The 17,711-nt window shown below is 76.0% G+C and carries 16 protein-coding genes and 1 tRNA gene; 8 read left to right on the forward strand and 9 right to left on the reverse strand.

Annotation, left to right across the window (positions count from 1 at the left end; all coding sequences use genetic code 11):
* Nucleotides 1–7: 7 nt before the first annotated feature.
* From ABRQ22_RS08030 to ABRQ22_RS08040, 3 genes are read right to left on the reverse strand one after another with little or no spacing between them, the layout of a single operon-like run.
* Entirely contained in the window at nt 8–832 is an 825-nt protein-coding gene (locus ABRQ22_RS08030) for a hypothetical protein (RefSeq protein WP_353709164.1), read from the reverse strand.
* Nucleotide 833: 1 nt separating this feature from the next.
* On the reverse strand, nt 834–1,703 hold the full coding sequence (locus tag ABRQ22_RS08035; RefSeq protein ID WP_353709165.1) for a hypothetical protein: 870 nt from the start codon (nt 1,701–1,703) through the stop codon (nt 834–836).
* Nucleotides 1,700–2,458, reverse strand: a complete 759-nt coding sequence (locus ABRQ22_RS08040) for an ATP-binding cassette domain-containing protein (protein WP_353709166.1) — start codon at nt 2,456–2,458, stop codon at nt 1,700–1,702. Before ABRQ22_RS08040 ends, ABRQ22_RS08035 begins: the two co-directional genes overlap by 4 nt.
* Nucleotides 2,459–2,832: 374 nt before the next feature.
* Between ABRQ22_RS08040 and ABRQ22_RS08045 the strand changes: the two genes are divergently transcribed.
* A complete protein-coding gene (locus ABRQ22_RS08045) occupies nt 2,833–3,567 on the forward strand; it encodes a hemerythrin domain-containing protein (RefSeq protein ID WP_253049784.1) in 735 nt (244 codons plus the stop codon).
* Nucleotides 3,568–3,594: 27 nt separating this feature from the next.
* Nucleotides 3,595–4,053 carry an SRPBCC family protein gene (locus tag ABRQ22_RS08050; RefSeq protein WP_353709167.1) on the forward strand — a complete coding sequence of 153 codons (459 nt, stop codon included), beginning with the start codon at nt 3,595–3,597 and terminating at the stop codon, nt 4,051–4,053.
* A gap of 22 nt (nt 4,054–4,075) precedes the next feature.
* On the opposite strand, the gene ABRQ22_RS08055 is transcribed toward ABRQ22_RS08050, so the two are convergent.
* The gene (locus tag ABRQ22_RS08055) at nt 4,076–4,864 is read right to left on the reverse strand and encodes an MHYT domain-containing protein (protein ID WP_253049780.1); all 789 of its coding nucleotides are present in this window, start codon (nt 4,862–4,864) and stop codon (nt 4,076–4,078) included.
* A gap of 372 nt (nt 4,865–5,236) precedes the next feature.
* A tRNA-Leu gene (locus tag ABRQ22_RS08060) sits at nt 5,237–5,321 on the reverse strand.
* A gap of 215 nt (nt 5,322–5,536) precedes the next feature.
* On the opposite strand from ABRQ22_RS08060, the gene ABRQ22_RS08065 reads away from it, so the two are divergent.
* The gene (locus tag ABRQ22_RS08065) at nt 5,537–6,808 is read left to right on the forward strand and encodes an AI-2E family transporter (protein ID WP_253049778.1); all 1,272 of its coding nucleotides are present in this window, start codon (nt 5,537–5,539) and stop codon (nt 6,806–6,808) included.
* Between the two features lie 33 nt (nt 6,809–6,841).
* Here the strand turns inward: ABRQ22_RS08065 and ABRQ22_RS08070 are convergent, their stop codons facing one another.
* Together ABRQ22_RS08070 and ABRQ22_RS08075 are read right to left on the reverse strand one after the other, a co-directional pair.
* Nucleotides 6,842–7,144 carry a DUF1905 domain-containing protein gene (locus tag ABRQ22_RS08070; protein ID WP_353709168.1) on the reverse strand — a complete coding sequence of 101 codons (303 nt, stop codon included), beginning with the start codon at nt 7,142–7,144 and terminating at the stop codon, nt 6,842–6,844.
* A 74-nt stretch (nt 7,145–7,218) separates the two neighbouring features.
* The gene (locus tag ABRQ22_RS08075) at nt 7,219–8,538 is read right to left on the reverse strand and encodes an amino acid permease (protein ID WP_353709169.1); all 1,320 of its coding nucleotides are present in this window, start codon (nt 8,536–8,538) and stop codon (nt 7,219–7,221) included.
* Between the two features lie 108 nt (nt 8,539–8,646).
* Between ABRQ22_RS08075 and ald the strand changes: the two genes are divergently transcribed.
* From ald to ABRQ22_RS08090, 3 genes are all read left to right on the forward strand, one after another.
* Nucleotides 8,647–9,762: an alanine dehydrogenase gene (gene ald, locus ABRQ22_RS08080; protein ID WP_353709170.1), complete on the forward strand. Its 1,116-nt coding sequence runs from the start codon at nt 8,647–8,649 to the stop codon at nt 9,760–9,762.
* A gap of 100 nt (nt 9,763–9,862) precedes the next feature.
* Nucleotides 9,863–10,498, forward strand: coding sequence for a GNAT family protein (locus ABRQ22_RS08085; protein WP_353709171.1), 636 nt, complete (start codon nt 9,863–9,865; stop codon nt 10,496–10,498).
* A gap of 78 nt (nt 10,499–10,576) precedes the next feature.
* Complete coding sequence (locus ABRQ22_RS08090; RefSeq protein WP_353709172.1) at nt 10,577–12,730, forward strand: M3 family metallopeptidase; 2,154 nt, start codon at nt 10,577–10,579, stop codon at nt 12,728–12,730.
* Between the two features lie 130 nt (nt 12,731–12,860).
* On the opposite strand, the gene ABRQ22_RS08095 is transcribed toward ABRQ22_RS08090, so the two are convergent.
* Together ABRQ22_RS08095 and ABRQ22_RS08100 are read right to left on the reverse strand one after the other, a co-directional pair.
* A complete protein-coding gene (locus ABRQ22_RS08095; protein ID WP_353709173.1) occupies nt 12,861–13,580 on the reverse strand; it encodes a response regulator transcription factor in 720 nt (239 codons plus the stop codon).
* Nucleotides 13,577–14,902, reverse strand: a complete 1,326-nt coding sequence (locus ABRQ22_RS08100; RefSeq protein WP_353709174.1) for a sensor histidine kinase — start codon at nt 14,900–14,902, stop codon at nt 13,577–13,579. Before ABRQ22_RS08100 ends, ABRQ22_RS08095 begins: the two co-directional genes overlap by 4 nt.
* A 166-nt stretch (nt 14,903–15,068) precedes the next feature.
* Here ABRQ22_RS08100 and ABRQ22_RS08105 point away from each other — a divergent pair, with 166 nt between their 5' ends.
* Together ABRQ22_RS08105 and ABRQ22_RS08110 are read left to right on the forward strand one after the other, a co-directional pair.
* Nucleotides 15,069–15,602 carry a hypothetical protein gene (locus ABRQ22_RS08105; protein WP_353709175.1) on the forward strand — a complete coding sequence of 178 codons (534 nt, stop codon included), beginning with the start codon at nt 15,069–15,071 and terminating at the stop codon, nt 15,600–15,602.
* Between the two features lie 256 nt (nt 15,603–15,858).
* Entirely contained in the window at nt 15,859–17,565 is a 1,707-nt protein-coding gene (locus ABRQ22_RS08110) for a multicopper oxidase domain-containing protein (protein ID WP_353709176.1), read from the forward strand.
* The last annotated feature ends 146 nt before the right edge of the window (nt 17,566–17,711 follow it).

Consider the following 17,711-nt stretch of genomic DNA (forward strand, 5'->3'; position numbering starts at 1 on the left):
GTCCACGTCAGGTGACGTCATGGCGCCGCAGGCGGTACCCCGCCGCGACGAGGAGCGCGGCGGCCCACGCGGCGAGCACGAGGCCGGCCGTCCACGGGCCGACGTGCGGGCCCAGCGTCGTCGCGTCGAGCGCGGCGAGCCGCTCGTCGGCCTGGAGGAGCCGCGCCCCGGCGCCCGGGAGGAGGGAGCGTGCCGTGTCGGCGACCCGGCCGGGGTTCGTGGCGAGGAGGTGGTCGAGCACGACGACCAGGACGACCCCGGCGACGAGCGCGGCGTCGGGTCGGCGCAGCAGCGCCCCCAGCCCGAGCCCGACGAGCGCGACCCCGGTCTGGTAGAGCACGAACCCGACCAGGAGCCTCGCCGTCTCCGGGTCCGCGACGTCCAGCACCAGCCCGGTCGCCGCGCGCTGCCCGGCGGTCGCCGCGAGCGCCGCGCCGAGCGCGACCGCGGCCGTGAGGGCCGCGACCGTCGTCGTGACGAGCGCCTGGGCCACGAGCACCGGGACCCGCCGGGGCACCGCGACGAAGGTGACGCGCGCCGTGCCGGTGCGGAACTCGCCCGCGCCGGTCGTCGCGCCCAGCACGAGGAACCCGAGCTGGGTGAGCACGTACCCGGCGACGGCCACGGGCGCGCCGGACGCGCCGTCGTCGGGCCGGGCGAACAGGCCGAGCGCCCAGGCGCTCGCGGCCGACGCCGCGACCGTCGCGAGGGCGAGCCAGCCCGTCGCGCGCAGGCTCGTGAGCTTGTCCCACTCGGCCGCGAGCACCCGGCGGAGGGTCACCGGTGAGCGGCTCGCGGGCGGGGCGGCGGGCGTCTGCGTCGTCGCGGCCACGTCACACCACGTCCCGCGCGCGGAGGCGGATACCGGCCAGGGTCAGGGGGACGGCGACCCACGCCGCCAGGACGAGCCCGCCGCCCCACGCGCCGAGGTCGGGCGCACCCTCGACGGCGCCCTCGGTGGTCAGCAGGGACCCCGCGCCGGCGGGGAGGAACGTCACGGCGGTGTTGACGGCGGCCTGGGCGGGCGGCACGCCCGCGGACGCGGCGAGCGGGTCGCCCGCCAGGTCGGCCGCGAGCACGAGCGCGACGGGCAGGACGAGGACGACGAGGACCGCGACCGTCAGGGCGGGCACCGGCCGCCGGAGCAGCGCGCCGAGCGCGAGGCCGAGCAGGGCCGTCGCGACGAGCAGGAGCACCATCCCGCCGAGCATCCGGGGCGTGCCGTCGCTCGCGAGATCGAGGGCGATGCCGCGTGCCCGGGCCGAGGGGAGCAGGGCGAGCACGGCGGCGCCGACCGCGAGCACGGCCGTGAGCAGCGCGAACGCGGCGGTGACGACGGTCTGCGCGGCGAGCACGGGCCAGCGCCTCGGGACGGCGAGGAACGTCGTGCGGAACGTGCCCGTGCTGTGCTCGCCCGTCCCGACGAGCACGCCCAGGACGAGCGGGGGCACCTGGGCGAGCAGCACGCCCGACGTGAGGGATCCCAGCGGGTCGAACCCGGGGTCCACGGAGGACGCCTGGGCAGAGAGGTGGGTCAGCGCGGCCGAGACCGCGACCGTGAGCGCGGCCGCCCACCAGGAGGACCGGAGGCTCGTGAGCTTGGTCCACTCGGAGCCGACGACGCGCGCGAGCGTCGGGCCCGGGGGCGTGGCCGGCGCCAGGGCCGGGGGAGTGCGCACCGGGGCGGGGGTCGCGGCGGTCATCGGGCACCGCCCGCCGCGGCGCGGTCGGACCCGCCGGAGGCGCGGCCCTGGTACTGGACCGCCCCCGCGGTGAGCCGCAGGTACGCCTCCTCGAGGGATCCCGCGTCGGCGGCGAGCTCCTGGACCGGTGCGTCCGCGAGGAGCCGGCCCCGGCCGATGACGACGACCCGCTCGGCGCAGAGCGCGAGCTCGTGCATGAGGTGCGACGAGAGGAGCACGGTCCGTCCCTCGGCCGCGAGGCCGCGGACGAGCCCCCGCACCCACAGGACGCCGTCGGGGTCGAGGCCGTTGACGGGCTCGTCGAGGAGGAGCGTCCCGGGGTCGCCGAGCAGCGCTCCCGCGATGCCGAGCCGCTGGCCCATCCCCAGGGAGAAGGTCCCGGCGCGCCGTCCGGCGACGCTCTCGAGCCCGGTCATCCCGATGACCTCGTCCACGCGGGCGCGGCCGATCCCGTGGGTCCGCGCGAGGGCCCGCAGGTGCCGGAACGCCGTGCGCCCCGGGTGCACGGACCGCGCGTCGAGCATGCAGCCGACGGCGTGGAGCGGCGCCGGGAGGTCGGCGTACCGGCGTCCGTCGACGGTCGCCGTGCCGGACGTGGGCCGCTCCAGCCCGACCACGACCCGCATCGTCGTCGACTTCCCCGCCCCGTTCGGGCCGAGGAATCCCGTCACGGTGCCCGGGCGTGCCGTGAACGTCAGCCCGTCCACCGCCGTCGTCGGCCCGTAGCGCTTGGTGAGCGCCTCCACCTGGATCATGCGTCCTCCCGTCGTCGCGGGCGCCCGGTCCTCGGGCACCGCCGTCGTCGACGCTACGGACGGGCGCGGGGACGCCGGCTCCCGCCGTCGGCCGAGATCGTCGGGGGCGCGACCTCCTCCTCGGGGAGGAGGCGGTCGTGCCGGGGTCGGAGGCGGCCGTCGCGACGCCCTAGACTGGACGCATGCTTCCGGCGTGAGAGCGCCGGCGGGATCCGAATGAGACAGCGGATCGAGAAGCCCCGCCGCTCCACACGGCGGGGCTTCTCGCTGCCCGGGTGAACCTGCGGACCGGGCATTGTGGCCACGCCGCGGGCGGGCGTAGCGTCGGAGAGCGCCACGACGACACCGACGTCGTCCGACGGGCGGAGGACGAGATGACCGACAGGCTCCCTCTCCCCGGGCCGCTGCCCGCGGGGCAGCACCCCGGGTGCGACACGTCGGGCATGTTCCTCGTCCACCGGATCTTCCGCTGGCTCTACCGCGAGCTCCCCGTGCTGGTCCGCGAGGTCCGGCCCGGGGACACCGGGCGCTCGGCCGTCGTGGGCCGCTACGCCCACCTCGACTTCTTCGCGCTGCACCTGCACCACGAGACCGAGGACCGGGTGCTCTGGGACCGCCTCGAGGCGCGCGAGCCCGCGTGCGCGCTGCACGTCGGCCAGATGCGGGCGCAGCACGCCGAGGTCGCGGTGCGCCTCGCGCGGGTCGAGCCGCAGCTCGAGCCGTGGGTGGCCACGGCCGACCCGCGGCTCCGCGACGCCTTCGCGACCGACGTCGAGGGGCTGCGGGACCTCCTGTCGGCGCACCTCGGGCAGGAGGAGGTGGAGATCCTCCCCGTGGCCGGGGACGTGATGTCGCAGCAGGAGTGGGACTCCATGGAGGAGCACACGCGCGCCACCCTCGTGAAGCACCGCAAGGAGCTCGGCAAGGACCTCGTGGCGCTGCAGCTCGGCCTGCTGCTCGCGAGCGTCCCCGAGGCCGAGCGGGAGGAGTGGTTCCGCGCGAACGTGCCCGCGCCCGTCCGGGTGCTGTACCTCCTGCTCCTGAAGCGTCGGTACGACCACGCGATGCGCGAGCTCTACCCGGACCGTCCCGTGCCGGCGATGGTCTGACGCCGGGCGGCGGAAGGAGACCGGACCGTGTGGCGACGCGTGACGCTCGACGTCCACCTCGACCACCCGCCGGCGCGCGTCTTCCCGTACCTCGCCGACCCGGGCCGGTGGCCGGAGTTCGCGCCCGCGGTCGTCTCCCGCCGCCCGGTCGACGACGGGCCGCTGCGGGTGGGGAGCCGCTGGGCCGCCGTCGACCGCGTCGGTCCGTTCCGGGTGCGGTTCACCGACGTGCTCGAGGTCGTCGAGCCCGACCTGCGGGTCGTGTGGCACTCCACCGCGCCCTGGAACTCTCGCGTCGAGTACGTCACGTCGCCCGACGGCAGCGGGACGCGCGTGCGCGCCGACTACCACGGCGACGTGGCGTCGGCGCTCCGGCTGGTGGCGCTGCTCCCGACCGCGGTCCTGGCGCGGATCCTCCTGCGTGACTTCACGGGCCTGCGCCGGGTGCTCGAGACGGAGGACCGGGCACGCGCGCGCCGGCCGTGAGAGACGGCGCACCCGCGTGCCGCTACTTGCCGACCGAGACGGTCTCCTGCGCCATGCGGTCCCGGAATGCCTCGTGCCGCTGCCGCTCGCTCTCCGTCCGGGAGCCGACGACGACGAACACCAGCAGTAGGACGGAGCCGCCGCCCCCGACGAGGAGGGCACCGAGCAGGTCCAGCATCGGGACGCCGCCGTCCGGTGCGCCCGGCTGACCCGTCACCGAGACGCCCCACATGCCGGTGTAGTGCATCCCCGCGACAGCGACCCCCATGACGAGGGCCGACACGGTCATGGACAGCCCGCCCCGCGCGTGCACGCAGAGCCAGAGCGCCGCCGTCGCGGCGGCGACCGCGACGAGCACCGCCAGGACGACGGAGACCGCGCTGTAGTGCATCGTCCCGTGCATGCGCATCGCCGCCATGCCCAGGTAGTGCATCCCGGCGACGCCGAGCCCGGCCACGGCGCCTCCCACGGCCAGCAGCAGGGGCCGGTAGCCGAACATCATGACCAGGTGCAGGCCGACCGACACGACCACCACGGCGACCAGCGCGGAGACGATCGTGAGCGGCACGTCGTAGTGGATCGGCATGCCGGTGACCGTGAACCCGAGCATCGCCACGAAGTGCATCACCCAGATGCCCGTGCCCCCGATGGCCGCGGCCCCCAGCCACAGCCACGCCGAGCGCACGGGCCACGGCGCGTCGACACGGGAGCGGGAGACCGCGGACAGGCCGCAGGCAGACCCGGAGACCGCGGCCACGTAGGAGATGAGCGGGGTCACGGCACCGTAGGTGAAGTGATGGACGTCGAGCATTGCATACCGCCTCAAAAGCATCAGAAAGGACACGTCACCGTAAAGCGGGACGTCCGACCCCGCATCTCGTGGCGCGCGGACGGCGACTCGCGACGAGGAGATTCCGCGGGCCGGGCGCGCCGGAGTCAGCCCCGGCGGCGTCGAGGGGGAGTGTTCTGCCAGTTCGACGAGCGCTCGCGTTGTCCGACGACTGACGCGCCTCGACGTGGTGGTCGCTCGCGTCGCCCGACGACCGCGGCGTCGACGTCGCGTCCTGGACCGACACGGGCGGCTGAGGCGAGGCCTGCCGGACCGAGGCGGCGGGATACGCAGAAGGCCGGGTCAGGAAGAATCTCCTGACCCGGCCTCCGTGGCACGAGGTGTGCCACGCGGTGTCCGGAGGGGGACTTGAACCCCCACGCCCGATAAAGGGCACTAGCACCTCAAGCTAGCGCGTCTGCCATTCCGCCACCCGGACGAGTGGACCTTCCCGGCGTTTCCGCCGTTCCGGTGCGGGGAAAAACATAGCACGGTTCGGGCGTGGTCCTCACATCGCGGTCGCCGGTCGGTGCCGGGCCGACGTGGGACGACGGGCCGACCGCGGTACCCGGCGTGGGGGGACGACCTGGGGCAGACTGGGCGGATGGTGGCCACGACCGGGCGGAGGCACGTGTGACGGACGAGCAGCGGCCGGTGGCAGCAGCGCCGACCCCGAGGCCCGGCTCCGGCTCGGACCGCGCGGCGGCGTCGGTGAAGCACCTCGCGGGGGCGTCGAGCGCGGCACGCAAGGTGGCCGGGGCGCGACGCAACCCGTCGGTGGTCGGGTACGACGAGTCGGTGCCCGCGTGGCTGCGCACGACCGCGGGCTGGTCGTGGCGCCTGCTCATGATCGTCGCGGCCGTCGCGCTCATCTTCTTCGCGACGGCGCAGGTGCAGCTCGTGTTCGTGGCCGTCTTCCTGGCGCTCGTCATCACGTCGGTCCTGCGGCCCGTCACGGACTTCTACGCGCGGATCATGCCGCGGGGTCTGGCCACGGGGCTCGCGATCCTCTCCGCCCTGCTGTTCATCGCCGGTCTGCTGACGTACGTCATCACCTCGGTCGCGGGGCAGTGGCAGAGCCTCGCGGAGCAGTTCGACCAGGGCATCGAGCAGATCTTCGACTTCCTCGAGAACGGCCCGCTGCCGGTCACGATCACGGCGGACGACGTCAACGGGTGGATCGACAACGGCCGGCAGTGGCTCACGGAGCACGGCGGCGACATCGCGAGCCAGGCCGCCGCGAGCGCCGGCTCGGTGTTCGAGGCGTTCGCGGCGATCGCCCTCGCGATCTTCTGCACGGTGTTCTTCCTCGCCCGCGGCAAGGACATGTGGACGTGGTTCCTCAACCAGCTCCCGGCCCGCTCGCGCGACAGCTGGAAGGTCGCGGGCGGCGCGGGCTGGTACACGTTCTCCGGCTACGCCCGGGGCACCGTGATCATCGCTCTCGTCGACGGCATCCTCGCGGGCATCTTCCTGGGAGCCCTGGGCGTGCCGCTCGCGGCGCCGCTCGCGGTGCTCGTCTTCATCGGGGCGTTCATCCCCATCATCGGCGCGCCCCTCGCGATGATCATCGCGGCCATCGTCGCGCTCGCGGCCAAGGGCATCGTCATCGCGCTCGTCGTGACGATCGGCATCGCGCTCATCGGGCAGTTCGAGGGTCACATCCTGCAGCCGCTCGTCATGGGCAAGCAGGTCTCGCTGCACCCGGTCGTCGTGGCGATCGCGGTGACGGCGGGGACGCTGCTCGCGGGGATCCTCGGCGCGGTCGTGTCCGTGCCGCTCGTCGCCGTCGCGTGGTCGGTGTTCTCGCACCTGCGGCACAAGGACCCACCCATGGAGGAGGACCTGCCGACGGCGAAGGAGATCGCGCTCGGCGACGCCGTGCCCGGGTCGTCGGACCGCACGGCGCCCGACGCGGCCGGCTGACGCGCGACCGCCGGGGCGCGGGCGGCCGGCGCCTCACCGCGGGACGGCCGAGACCTCCGCGGCGAGCCGGACCGCGACGTGCACGGTGTCCCCGACGCCCTTGCCGGTCGCGGCGCGCACGGAGCGCAGGACGGCGAGGAGGTGCGGACCGCCGTAGGCGACGAGGGAGGCGTGGTACCGCACGTCGTCGACCTTCGCGACCACGGGGACGCGACCGCGCGTGCCGAAGAGGTCGACGGCGTCGTACGGGAGAGCGACGAACGCTCCCGTGCGCGTCCCGGCGGCGATCACGACGGCGTCGAACTCGACGGGGCCCGGGTCCGTCCACGTGGGCATGCCGTCGACCGTAGCGGACGCCGCCGCTGCGGGGAACGGGCCAGGAGGGCGAACCTCTCCGGCCGGCGGGCCGCTCAGCGCGGCGGGCGACGGCGGCGGGCCAGCGCGACCGCGACGGCGGCCAGGGCGAGGAGCGCGGGGGCCACGAGCGACGCCCCGGCGAGGACGAGCAGCACGCCGGTGAGGACGGTCGCGACGGCCGCGAGCCACCAGCCGACCGTGCCGCGGGGGAGCAGGCGCAGGGCGGCGACCATGCCGAGCGCGTAGACCGCCACCATGCAGCTCGTGTGGACGCGCACGAACGGCTCGAGGTCGAGGCCGGTGGCGACGAGCACGGCGAGGTACGCCGCGCTCAGCACGAGCGTGACCGCGAGCGCCCGCCGGGGTACCCCGGCGCGACCGGAGAGAGCGGCGAGCGGGCGCGGCAGGTCGCCGTCGCGCGCGAGCGCCTGGCCGAGGTTGGCGAACGCCGCGAGATAGGCGGTGAGCACGCCCGAGGTGACGATCGCCGCGACGACGCCGACGACCACGGGCCCCGCGGCGGGTGCGCCCGTGCGCGCGAGGTCGAGCAGGGCGACGGTGCCGGAGCCGGCCTCGGCGCCGAGGACGCCGACCGTGGTGACCTGCAGGGCGAGGTAGGCGACGCCGACGACGACCAGCGCGATCCCGGTCGCGGCGGGGACGGTGCGGCGCGGGTCGCGGAAGTCCGCCGAGACGTGCGTGCCGACCTCCCAGCCCGCGAACGCCCACACGAACAGGCTCACCGCGGAGCCGACGCCGGACCACCCCTCGCTGAGGAACGGGGTGAACCGCTCGGCGCTCGCCGCCGGCGCCGCCACGGCGACGACCACGACGACGGCGGCGAGCAGCAGCGACGTGAGCGCGAGCTGGACGGCGCCCGCCACACGGACGCCGAGCCCCACGGCGACCGCCGGCACGACGACGAGCGCGACGGCCACGACCGGGACTGCCCCGCGATCGGCGCCCACCACCGCGACCACGTACTCCGCCCCCAGCACCGCCACGACGGGCACGCCCACGCACACGCCCAGGTAGAACCAGTAGCCCGTGGCGCGGGCCGCCGTCGGGCCGAGCGCGACGCGCACCGCGCTCGCGACGCCGCCCCGGTCCGGGTGCCGCGCCGCCAGCGCCGCGAAGGTTCCCGCGAGGGGGACGCTCGCCACGAGCACCAGGGCGACGGCGAGCACGGAGGCGGGGCCGGCGACCCGCGTGGCGAGCCCGGGCAGGGCGAGCACTCCCGTGCCGAGCACGCTCGCCACGTACAGGGCGCTGCCGCGCGCGAGCCCCAGGGTGCCCGCCGGCGCGTGCTCGCTCGCCGTCGGCGCGGGGCGGGGTGCGACGCGCGGCGTCGCGAGGGGAGTCGTCGTGTCCACGCGCCCACCCTGGCAGCGGGCCGGTCCCGGAACGAGCGGCAGGAAGGTCACTCTCCGACAAGATCCTGCCACCCTGCGCGGAGCGGGACGGTGCGACCACACTGGACCATGAGGATCGGCATACCCACCGAGGTCAAGAACCACGAGGACCGCGTCGCGCTCACCCCCGCCGGCGCGCACCACCTCGTGCGGGCCGGGCACGACGTGCTCGTCCAGTCCGGGGCCGGGGTCGGCTCCCACCTGCCCGACGCGGAGTTCGCCGACGCCGGTGCGCGGATCGTGCCGAGCGCCGAGGAGGTCTGGGGCGAGGCCGAGCTCGTGTGCAAGGTCAAGGAACCTGTCGCGAGCGAGTACCCGCTGCTGCGCGACGACCTCCTGCTCTTCGCCTACCTGCACCTCGCCGCGGACGCGGCCTGCACGCGTGCCCTGCTCGACGCGGGCACGACGTCCGTCGCGTACGAGACGGCGCAGGCCCCCGACGGGACGCTCCCGCTGCTGGCCCCCATGAGCGAGGTGGCCGGGCGCATGGCGACCCAGGTCGGCGCCTGGCTCCTGCAACGACCCGCGGGAGGTCGCGGCGTCCTGCTCGGCGGCGTGCCCGGCACGCGGCCCGGGCGGGTCGTCGTGCTCGGGGGCGGGACCGCGGGCCGCAACGCGGCCGAGGTCGCGGTGGGCATGCGCGCGGAGGTGAGCGTGGTCGACCTGTCGCTGCCCGTCCTGCGCGCCGTCGACCAGGAGTTCTCCGGCCACGTGCGCACGGTCGTGTCGAGCGCGTACGCGATCGAGCGGGAGGTGCTGGAGGCCGACCTCGTCGTCGGGGCCGTGCTCGTCGCGGGGGCGCGGGCCCCGCGCCTCGTCACCGACGACCTCGTCGCACGCATGCGCCCCGGCGCCGTGCTCGTCGACGTCGCCGTCGACCAGGGCGGCTGCTTCGAGGGGTCGCGGCCCACCACGCACGACGACCCGACGTTCGCGGTGCACGGCACGACGTTCTACTGCGTCGCGAACATGCCCGGCGCGGTCCCCGTGACGAGCACGCTCGCGCTGACCAGCGCGACGCTCCCGTACCTCGCGGCGCTCGCGGACGGCGGGGTCGACGCGGTGCGGGACGTCCCGCTCCTGCGGTCGGGGGCGTCCACCCACCGCGGCGCGCTCCTCAACGAGGCGGTCGCCGCCGCGCACGGCCTGCCGTGGACGCCCGCGGAGGACGCCCTGCGCCCGTGACGCACCCGCGGGACGGGGACGCCGGGTCGGTGGCCCCGCGGGGTGGCCACGCTCGGGAATCCGGGTGACGACGTGCGGGGGACGTGCCAGGCTCGTGCGGGTGCACCCCTTCGCCCTCGACGACGGCCGCGTCCACCTGTCCACCCCGACCCTCGACGACGTCGACGCGATCACGGCCGCGTGCCAGGACGCGGAGACCGCTGCGTGGACGGTCGTCCCGTCCCCGTACGCGCGCGAGGACGCGGTGCAGTTCGTGTCGGAGTACGTGGGACCGGGCTGGGAGCGCGGCGACGTCCTCACCTGGGGCGTGCGCGACAGCGCCGGCCCTGCGGGCATCCCCGGCCCCGACGGCGTCGGTGCCCTTCTCGGGATGGTCGGGCTGAGCCTCGACGACGCGCCCGAGGGGCGACGGTCGGCCGAGATCGGCTACTGGACCGCTCCCGAGGCCCGGGGCCGCGGCCTCATGACCGCGGCGTGCCGGCTCGTCGTCGACTGGGCCTTCGACCCGGAGGGCGGGGGGCTCGCGCGGCTCTTCTGGCAGGCGTACGTCGGCAACTGGCCGTCGCGGCGCACTGCCTGGCGTCTCGGCTTCCGGGTCGAGGGCACGGTGCGCGGGTTCGCGCTCCAGCGCGGCGAGCGCCGCGACGCGTGGCTCGGCACGCTCCTGCCCGACGACCCGCGCGCGCCGAACGAGCCGTGGCCCGCGGACGCGCCGTCGTCGGGCCGCGCCGCCTGACGCACTCGCCGGCGGTCGCCAAGGGGCGTCCGCGAATGCGTTTCCGTCGTGCCCGCCCGCGGGGTCAAGATGGGCACCATGACCTCCGAGCCCACGACGCGCACCGACGCGCCCGCGCCCACCTCCGCGCCCGCAGTCGCCTCCGCCCTGATCGACCTCGATCCCGCCAACCCGTTCGCCGCGCCCTCCGCGCTGCCGTACGAGCTGCCCGACTACGACGCGATCCGCGAGGAGCACTACCTCCCCGCGCTGCGCGCCGCGACCGCGGCCCAGCGCGCCGCGATCGAGGCGGTCGCGACCGACGACGCACCCCCGACCGAGGCCACCGTGCTCGCGGCGCTCGAGCGGTCGGGCCGCGACCTCGCGCGCGTGCTCAACGCGTTCTACAACCAGCTCTCCGCCGACGCGACGCCGGGACTGGAGCAGATCGAGGAGGAGTTCGCGCCCGAGCTCGCCGCGCACCACGACGCGATCTACATGGACGCGCGCCTCTACGCGCGTGCCCGCGCCCTGCAGGACGCCGTCGACGCCGGCGAGCAGATCCTCGACCCCGACGCCGCGTGGCTGCTGCACACGCTGCTCGTCCGGTTCCGCCGCTCCGGCGTCGAGCTCGACGCGGAGCAGCAGGCGCGCCTGCGCGAGCTCAACGGCCGCCTCACCACGCTCGAGGCCGCGTTCGGCCGCAAGCTGCTCGCGGGGGCCAACGCGGCGAGCGTGCTCGTCACGGACCGCGCCGAGCTCGACGGCCTCGCCGAGGACGCGGTCGCGGGCGCGGCTGCCGCCGCCGCCTCGCGCGGGCACGAGGGGGCGTGGCTGCTGGAGATGCAGCTCCCCACCCAGCAGGGCGTCCTCGCGTCGCTCGCGCGCCGCGACGTCCGCGAGCGCGTCCAGCAGGCGTCGGAGTCGCGCGGTGGGACGGGTGACGACCACGACACGCGCGAGATCGTGCTGGAGACCGTGCGCCTGCGCGCCGAGCGTGCGCGCCTCCTCGGGTACGAGCACCACGCCGCGTACGTCGCCGAGGACGCGACCGCGAAGACGACCGAGGCCGTGAACGCGATGCTCGACCGGCTCGCTCCCGCCGCCGTCGCGAACGCGCGCCGCGAGGCGGCCGACCTCGAGACGGCGCTGCGGGCCGACGAGCCGGGCGCGACGCTGCGCGCCTCCGACTGGTCGTTCTACGCCGAGCGCGTGCGCAAGGACCGCTACGCGCTCGACGACGCGCTGCTGCGCCCGTACCTCGAGCTCGAGCGCGTCGTGCACGACGGCGTGTTCCTGGCCGCGAACCGCCTGTTCGGCGTCTCCTTCGCCGAGCGGCACGACCTCGTCGGCTACCACCCGGACGTGCGCGTCTTCGAGGTCTTCGACAGCGAGACGCCGGGGGAGCCGGGTCAGGGGCTCGGCCTGTTCCTCGCCGACTGGTACACGCGCGAGTCCAAGCGCGGCGGTGCCTGGATGAACAACCTCGTCGACCAGAACCACCTGCTCGGCCAGAAGCCGGTCGTCGTCAACAACCTCAACATCGTCAAGCCGCCGGCCGGACAGCCCACGCTGCTCGTGTGGGACGAGGTCATCACGCTCTTCCACGAGTTCGGGCACGCGCTGCACGGGCTGTTCTCCGACGTGCGCTACCCGTCGCAGTCCGGCACGGAGGTGCCGCGGGACTTCGTCGAGTACCCGTCGCAGGTCAACGAGATGTGGGCGTGGGAGCCGTCGATCCTGCGCTCCTACGCGGTGCACCACGTGACGGGCGAGCCGATGCCCGCCGAGTGGGTCGACACCATGCTGGCCTCGCGCCAGTTCAACGAGGGCTTCGGGACGACCGAGTACCTCGCGGCGGCGCTGCTCGACCAGGCGTGGCACCAGGTCGGGCCGGACGGCGTCCCGTCGTCCGAGGCCGACGTCGTGCCGTTCGAGGCCGCGGCGCTGGAGGCGGCCGGCGTGGCGTTCGCGCCCGTCCCGCCGCGCTACCGGACCACGTACTACAACCACGTGTTCGGCGGCGGGTACGCGGCCGGGTACTACTCCTACATCTGGTCCGAGGTGCTCGACGCGGACACGGTCGAGTGGTACCGCGAGAACGGCGGCCTGTCGCGCGAGAACGGCGAGCGCTTCCGCCGCGTGCTGCTCGCGCGCGGCGGCTCGCAGGACCCGCTGCAGTCGTTCCGGGAGCTCCGCGGCCGCGACGCCGACATCGCGCCGCTCCTCGCGCGCCGCGGCCTCGACGCCTGACCCGACGACCCGCCCCCGCCGAGGTAGAGCCCCGGTACCGCGAGGTAGAGCCCGGTACCGCGAGGTAGAGCCCGGTACCGCGAGGTAGAGCCCGGTACCGCGAGGTAGAGGCGTGGTCATGACCACGCCTCTACCTCGGCGGGGTGCCCGGGCGGACCAGGCCGGTCTCGTACGCGACGACGACGAGGCCGGCCCGGTCCCGCACGCCCAGCTTGGCGAGGACGCGGCCCACGTGCGTGCGCGCCGTCGCCGGGCTCATGAACAGCGCCGACCCGATCTCGTCGTTGGTCAGGCCGCGCCCGACGTGCGCGAGCACCTCGCGCTCGCGGTCCGTGAGCCGGTCGGCGACCGCGGCGGCGAGCGCGTCGTCCCGCCGCCCGGCGTCGACCGCCTGCGCGACGACGCGCGCCGTCACCGCGGGGGAGAGCAGCGCGTCGCCCGCGGCTGCGGTGCGCACGGCGGCACGCAGCTCGTCCGGGCTCGCGTCCTTGAGCAGGAAGCCCGACGCCCCGGCCCGCAGCGACGCGAAGAGGTTCGCGTCGTCGTCGAACGTCGTGAGCACGACGACGCGGGGACCGTCCGGGCGGTGGCCGGTCGACACGGCGCGCGCGACCGGCGTGTCGGTGCCGGTGGCGCCCTCGACGATCTGCCGCGTCGCCTCGACCCCGTCGAGGACGGGCATCTGCAGGTCCATGAGCACGACGTCGGGCCGCGACCGGCGCACGAGCGCCACGCCCTCGCGACCGTCGGCGGCCTCGCCGACGACCTCGACGTCGTCCGCACGCTCGAGCAGCGCGCGGATGCCCGTTCGCACGAGGGGCTGGTCGTCGACCAGCACGACGCGGATCACGCGGGGCCTCCGCCCGCGGCCTCGTTCCCCGGTGCCCCGGCCGGCGCCGGTGCGGGGCCGGCCGCGCCGACCGGGACCCTGGCGCGCAGGCGGAAGCCGCCGCCGTCGGGCGCGTCGGTCGTGACGGTGCCGCCCAGCACGGCGACCCGCTCGCGCAGCCCGCGCAGGCCGAACCCCTCCCGGTCCGACGTGCCGCCCGGTGCGCCGCGACCGTCGTCGCGCACCTCGACCGCGAGCACGTCGCCGGGCGTCCCGGTCGCGGGCTCGAGCGTCACGCGCACGACGGCGGCGCGCGCCCCGGCGTGCCGCAGGACGTTGGTCAGTCCCTCCTGCACGACGCGGAACACCGCCGCACCCGCCGCGCTGCCGTCCGGCGTGCCCGCGGGCAGGTCGACGTCCAGCGTGACCTCGAGGCCTGCCGCCCGCGCCGTGCGGGCGAGGTCGCCGAGCCGGTCGAGGCGGGCCTGCTCCGCGACGCCCGCCGGCCCGGACGGACCCCGCAGCGAGCGCACGGTCGCGCGCAGGTCCGCCAGCGCGGCCGTCGCCGACGTGCGCACGAGGTCGAGCTCGGCGCGCGCCGCCGCGAGCGCGTCCTCCCGCCCGGCGCCGTCGGCGCGTCCCACGTCGTCGAGCGCCTCGCGCGCGACGCCCGCATGCAGGGACACGACGGCGAGGTGGTGCCCGACGACGTCGTGCAGGTCGCGCGCGACGGCCTCCCGGTCGCGCGCGAGCCGGTCGGCCGCCTCGAGCTCGTGGGTCTGCTCCAGCAGCGCGTCCGCGTGCCGCCGCTGCTCGTCGCGCTGCCGGCGGGCGAACGCGCCGTGACCGAGCGCGATCGCGGCGGCCATCAGCGCGACCGTGGTCGCGAGCTCGTACCCGACGACGTACCGGACGTCGTCGCCCTCGGCGAGCCGGAAGTACGTCGAGGCGACCACGAGCGCCGCCGCGACCCCCACGGCCCACCCGAGCCGGCCCGCGACCGCCGCCGAGTACAGCGCGACCGAGACGGGCAGGGCGAGGCCGATCGCGGGCAGGTCGAGCGTGTAGTAGGCGCAGATCACGAGCGCCGTCGCGACGAGCACCCCCACGGGGAAGCGGCGCCGGCCGAGGACGAGCAGGCCCAGCACGAGGGCGAGCGGGTACGCGACCCACGGGTCGGCGCGCGTGCCGCCGACGTCGGCCGCGATGGCGAACGCGACGACGTCGAACACCGCGAACCCCAGCAGGGCGTCGATGAGCCACGGCGGCGGCGACGGGCGCGCCGCCCGGGTCGCGGGCGGCGACCCGGCGGGCCGCTCGTGCGGGAGGTCGGGGGACGTCACAACCATCGAGTCTAGGAAGACGCACCCCGACGCGCGTCCGTCGCGGGGCGGGTCCGCGTCAGGGTCGACTACGTCGAGACGCGTAGGCGCGGGGCGCGGGACGACGCATCGTGCCGCGCGCCGGGGCGGACGCGGCGAGGCGATGCCGATCTCTAGCGTCGACGGCATGAACCCGATCCCCGGCCCCGCACCGGACCGCCCGACCCCGCCCGCCTCGTCCGTCCCACCTGACGGCCCGGTCCCACCCGGCCCCGCCGTCACTCCCGGAGGGTCGAGGGCGCCGGCTCCTGCGGCCCGCCCCACGCTCGGCGAGACCGTCCGCTCGCTGAGCTGGCCCCTCGTCCTCGGGCTCGGTGCGCTCGCGCTCGTCCGACCGCTCCTGAGCGTCACCGGCCTCGACGACGCGATCGGCCGACCCGCCGCACCCCTGCTCACGACCCTCGTGCTCACGGTCGTGTGGATCGTCGCGATCGTCGTCGCCCGCCCCGCGCACCCGCTCGCGACCGGCGTGGCCGTCGGGCTCGCCTACGGCGTGCTCGCGCTGGTGCTCAGCGCGGTGCTGTCGCCGATCCTCACCGGGGAGCTGCAGGGACCCGTCGCCCACCCCGTCGCGATCGTCCCGATGCTGCTCACCAACGCGGTCTGGGGCGCGCTCGCGGGGGCCGTGGCGCTCGGTCTCCTCGCGGCCCGACGCCGCTGAGGCCGGCTGCCGATCCCGCCCGACCCGCAACCCCTGACCCGCACACCCGACCCGCACACCCGACCCGCACCGCCCGACCCGGCACCACCCCGAGCCGCGCCCCCGTGCGCTCGGGGTCGGTTCCGGGCCCGCGTACGCTTCCGAGCGGACGCGCCCGGCACCGCCCGGTCCCTAGCGTCGACGGCGTCGCCCGCACGGCCGGGCCGCCGTCGACCCGCACCCGCCGACCGCCGTCGTCCACCCTGGAGAAGACCTGATGACGACCACGTACACCACCCCGCCGCCTGCCGTCCCGCCGGCGCCCGGTGCGCCCGCCGGACCACCCGGAGGTCGTCCGCGACGGCGGCGCGGCCCGCTCGCCCGCGTCCTCGTGGTGCTCGGGCTCGTCGTCGTCCTGTTCGTCGGGGCGGTCGTCGCGGTCGTGGGCGTCGCCTGGGCGCGTGCCGCGACGAGCACGGCGGGTGCCGTGGAGTTCACGCGGCCGCTCGCCGTCCCGCCTCTCGCGGAGTCCCGGGTCGAGGACGGCGTACGCGTCTTCGAGCTCGAGGCGCGCGCGGGCGTCGCGGACCTCGGCGCGTCCGCCCCGACCCCGACGATCGGCCTGAACGGCGACTACCTCGGCCCCACCCTGCGGGCCGCGCGCGGCGAGCGCGTGCGCGTCGACGTGACGAACGCGCTCGACGAGACGACGACGCTCCACTGGCACGGCATGCACCTCCCGCCCGCGATGGACGGCGGCCCGCACCAGATGGTCGAGCCCGGCGAGACGTGGTCGCCCACGTGGACGATCGACCAGCCCGCCGCGACGCTCTGGTACCACCCGCACCTGCACGGGCGGACCGCGAGCCAGGTGTACCGGGGGCTCGCGGGGATGTTCCTCCTCGACGACCCGGCCGCCGCCGACGGCCCCGCCGCCGGCCTGCCGCACGAGTACGGCGTCGACGACGTCCCGGTCATCCTCCAGGACAAGAGCTTCCACCCCGACGGGCGGCTCGACGACGCCGCCTCGTTCCTCTCACCGGTCGGCACGCTGGGCGACACGGTGCTCGTCAACGGCACGCCCGGGCCGTACCTCGACGTCACGACCGAGCGCGTCCGCCTGCGCCTGCTCAACGGCTCCGACTCGCGGGTCTACGACGTCGGCCTCGCCGACGGCGGGACGGTCCAGCTCGTCGGGACCGACGGCGGGCTGCTCCCCGCCCCGCGCACGGTCGAGCGCGTGCGCCTCTCCCCGGGCGACCGGGCGGAGGTCGTCGTGACCATGGCCCCGGGGCAGCGCGCCGTCCTGCGCAGCTTCCCGCCCGAGCTCGGCGTCAACCCGCTGTTCGAGCGCTTCTCCGGCGGCGACGACACGTTCGACCTCCTGGAGCTGCGCGCTGCTCCCACGCTCGCGCCGAGCCCCGCCGTCCCCGACACCCTCGGCACCGACCCGGCGGACGTGCTCGACGAGGCCGACGCCGTCCGGACGCGGACGTTCCAGCTCTCCGGCCGGTCCATCAACGGGCGGTCGATGGACATCTCCCGCGTCGACGAGGTCGTGACCGTCGGGGAGACCGAGGTCTGGGAGGTCACCGGGCTCGACGACACCCCGCACAACTTCCACGTCCACGACGTCCAGTTCCGCGTCCTCGACGTCGGCGGGCAGCCGCCCGCGCCCGACCTCGACGGCTGGCAGGACACCGTCTACGTCCAGCCCGGCCGCGTCACGCGCCTGCTCGTCCGGTTCGAGGCGGCCGAGGGCGCGACCGACCCGAGCACCCCGTACATGTTCCACTGCCACCTGCTCACGCACGAGGACCAGGGCATGATGGGCCAGCTCGTCGTCGTCGCGCCGGGGGAGCGGGCGCCGTCCCGCATCGACGTGCCCGACGGCGCCACCCACCCCGACCACGCGGACACGCTCCCGGGCGACGGCACCGGCCCCCGCCACCTCGCCCCGGACCCCCACGGCACCACCCACTGACCCCGAGGACCCGACCAGCCCATCCTGCCGGGTCGAGCAGGCGATGGGGGCGCGTCACGCGACCCGGACGCGCCCGGACGACCTGCTCGACGCGGCGGCTGGCATGGTGGGGGAGCGTCCGGGATGTGGGAGGGGCGGCGGGGACA

It is taken from the genome of Cellulosimicrobium sp. ES-005 (assembly GCF_040448685.1).
Taxonomy (GTDB): domain Bacteria; phylum Actinomycetota; class Actinomycetes; order Actinomycetales; family Cellulomonadaceae; genus Cellulosimicrobium; species Cellulosimicrobium cellulans_G.

Excerpts from the sequence above, each read along its gene's own strand:
- ABRQ22_RS08035 (WP_353709165.1), bottom strand. The coding sequence starts at position 1,703 with ATGACCGCCGCGACCCCCGCCCCGGTGCGCACTCCCCCGGCCCTGGCG.
- ABRQ22_RS08040 (WP_353709166.1), bottom strand. The coding sequence starts at position 2,458 with ATGATCCAGGTGGAGGCGCTCACCAAGCGCTACGGGCCGACGACGGCG.
- ABRQ22_RS08045 (WP_253049784.1), top strand. The coding sequence starts at position 2,833 with ATGACCGACAGGCTCCCTCTCCCCGGGCCGCTGCCCGCGGGGCAGCAC.
- ABRQ22_RS08055 (WP_253049780.1), bottom strand. The coding sequence starts at position 4,864 with ATGCTCGACGTCCATCACTTCACCTACGGTGCCGTGACCCCGCTCATC.
- ABRQ22_RS08070 (WP_353709168.1), bottom strand. The coding sequence starts at position 7,144 with ATGCCCACGTGGACGGACCCGGGCCCCGTCGAGTTCGACGCCGTCGTG.
- ald (WP_353709170.1), top strand. The coding sequence starts at position 8,647 with ATGAGGATCGGCATACCCACCGAGGTCAAGAACCACGAGGACCGCGTC.
- ABRQ22_RS08090 (WP_353709172.1), top strand. The coding sequence starts at position 10,577 with ATGACCTCCGAGCCCACGACGCGCACCGACGCGCCCGCGCCCACCTCC.
- ABRQ22_RS08105 (WP_353709175.1), top strand. The coding sequence starts at position 15,069 with ATGAACCCGATCCCCGGCCCCGCACCGGACCGCCCGACCCCGCCCGCC.
- ABRQ22_RS08110 (WP_353709176.1), top strand. The coding sequence starts at position 15,859 with ATGACGACCACGTACACCACCCCGCCGCCTGCCGTCCCGCCGGCGCCC.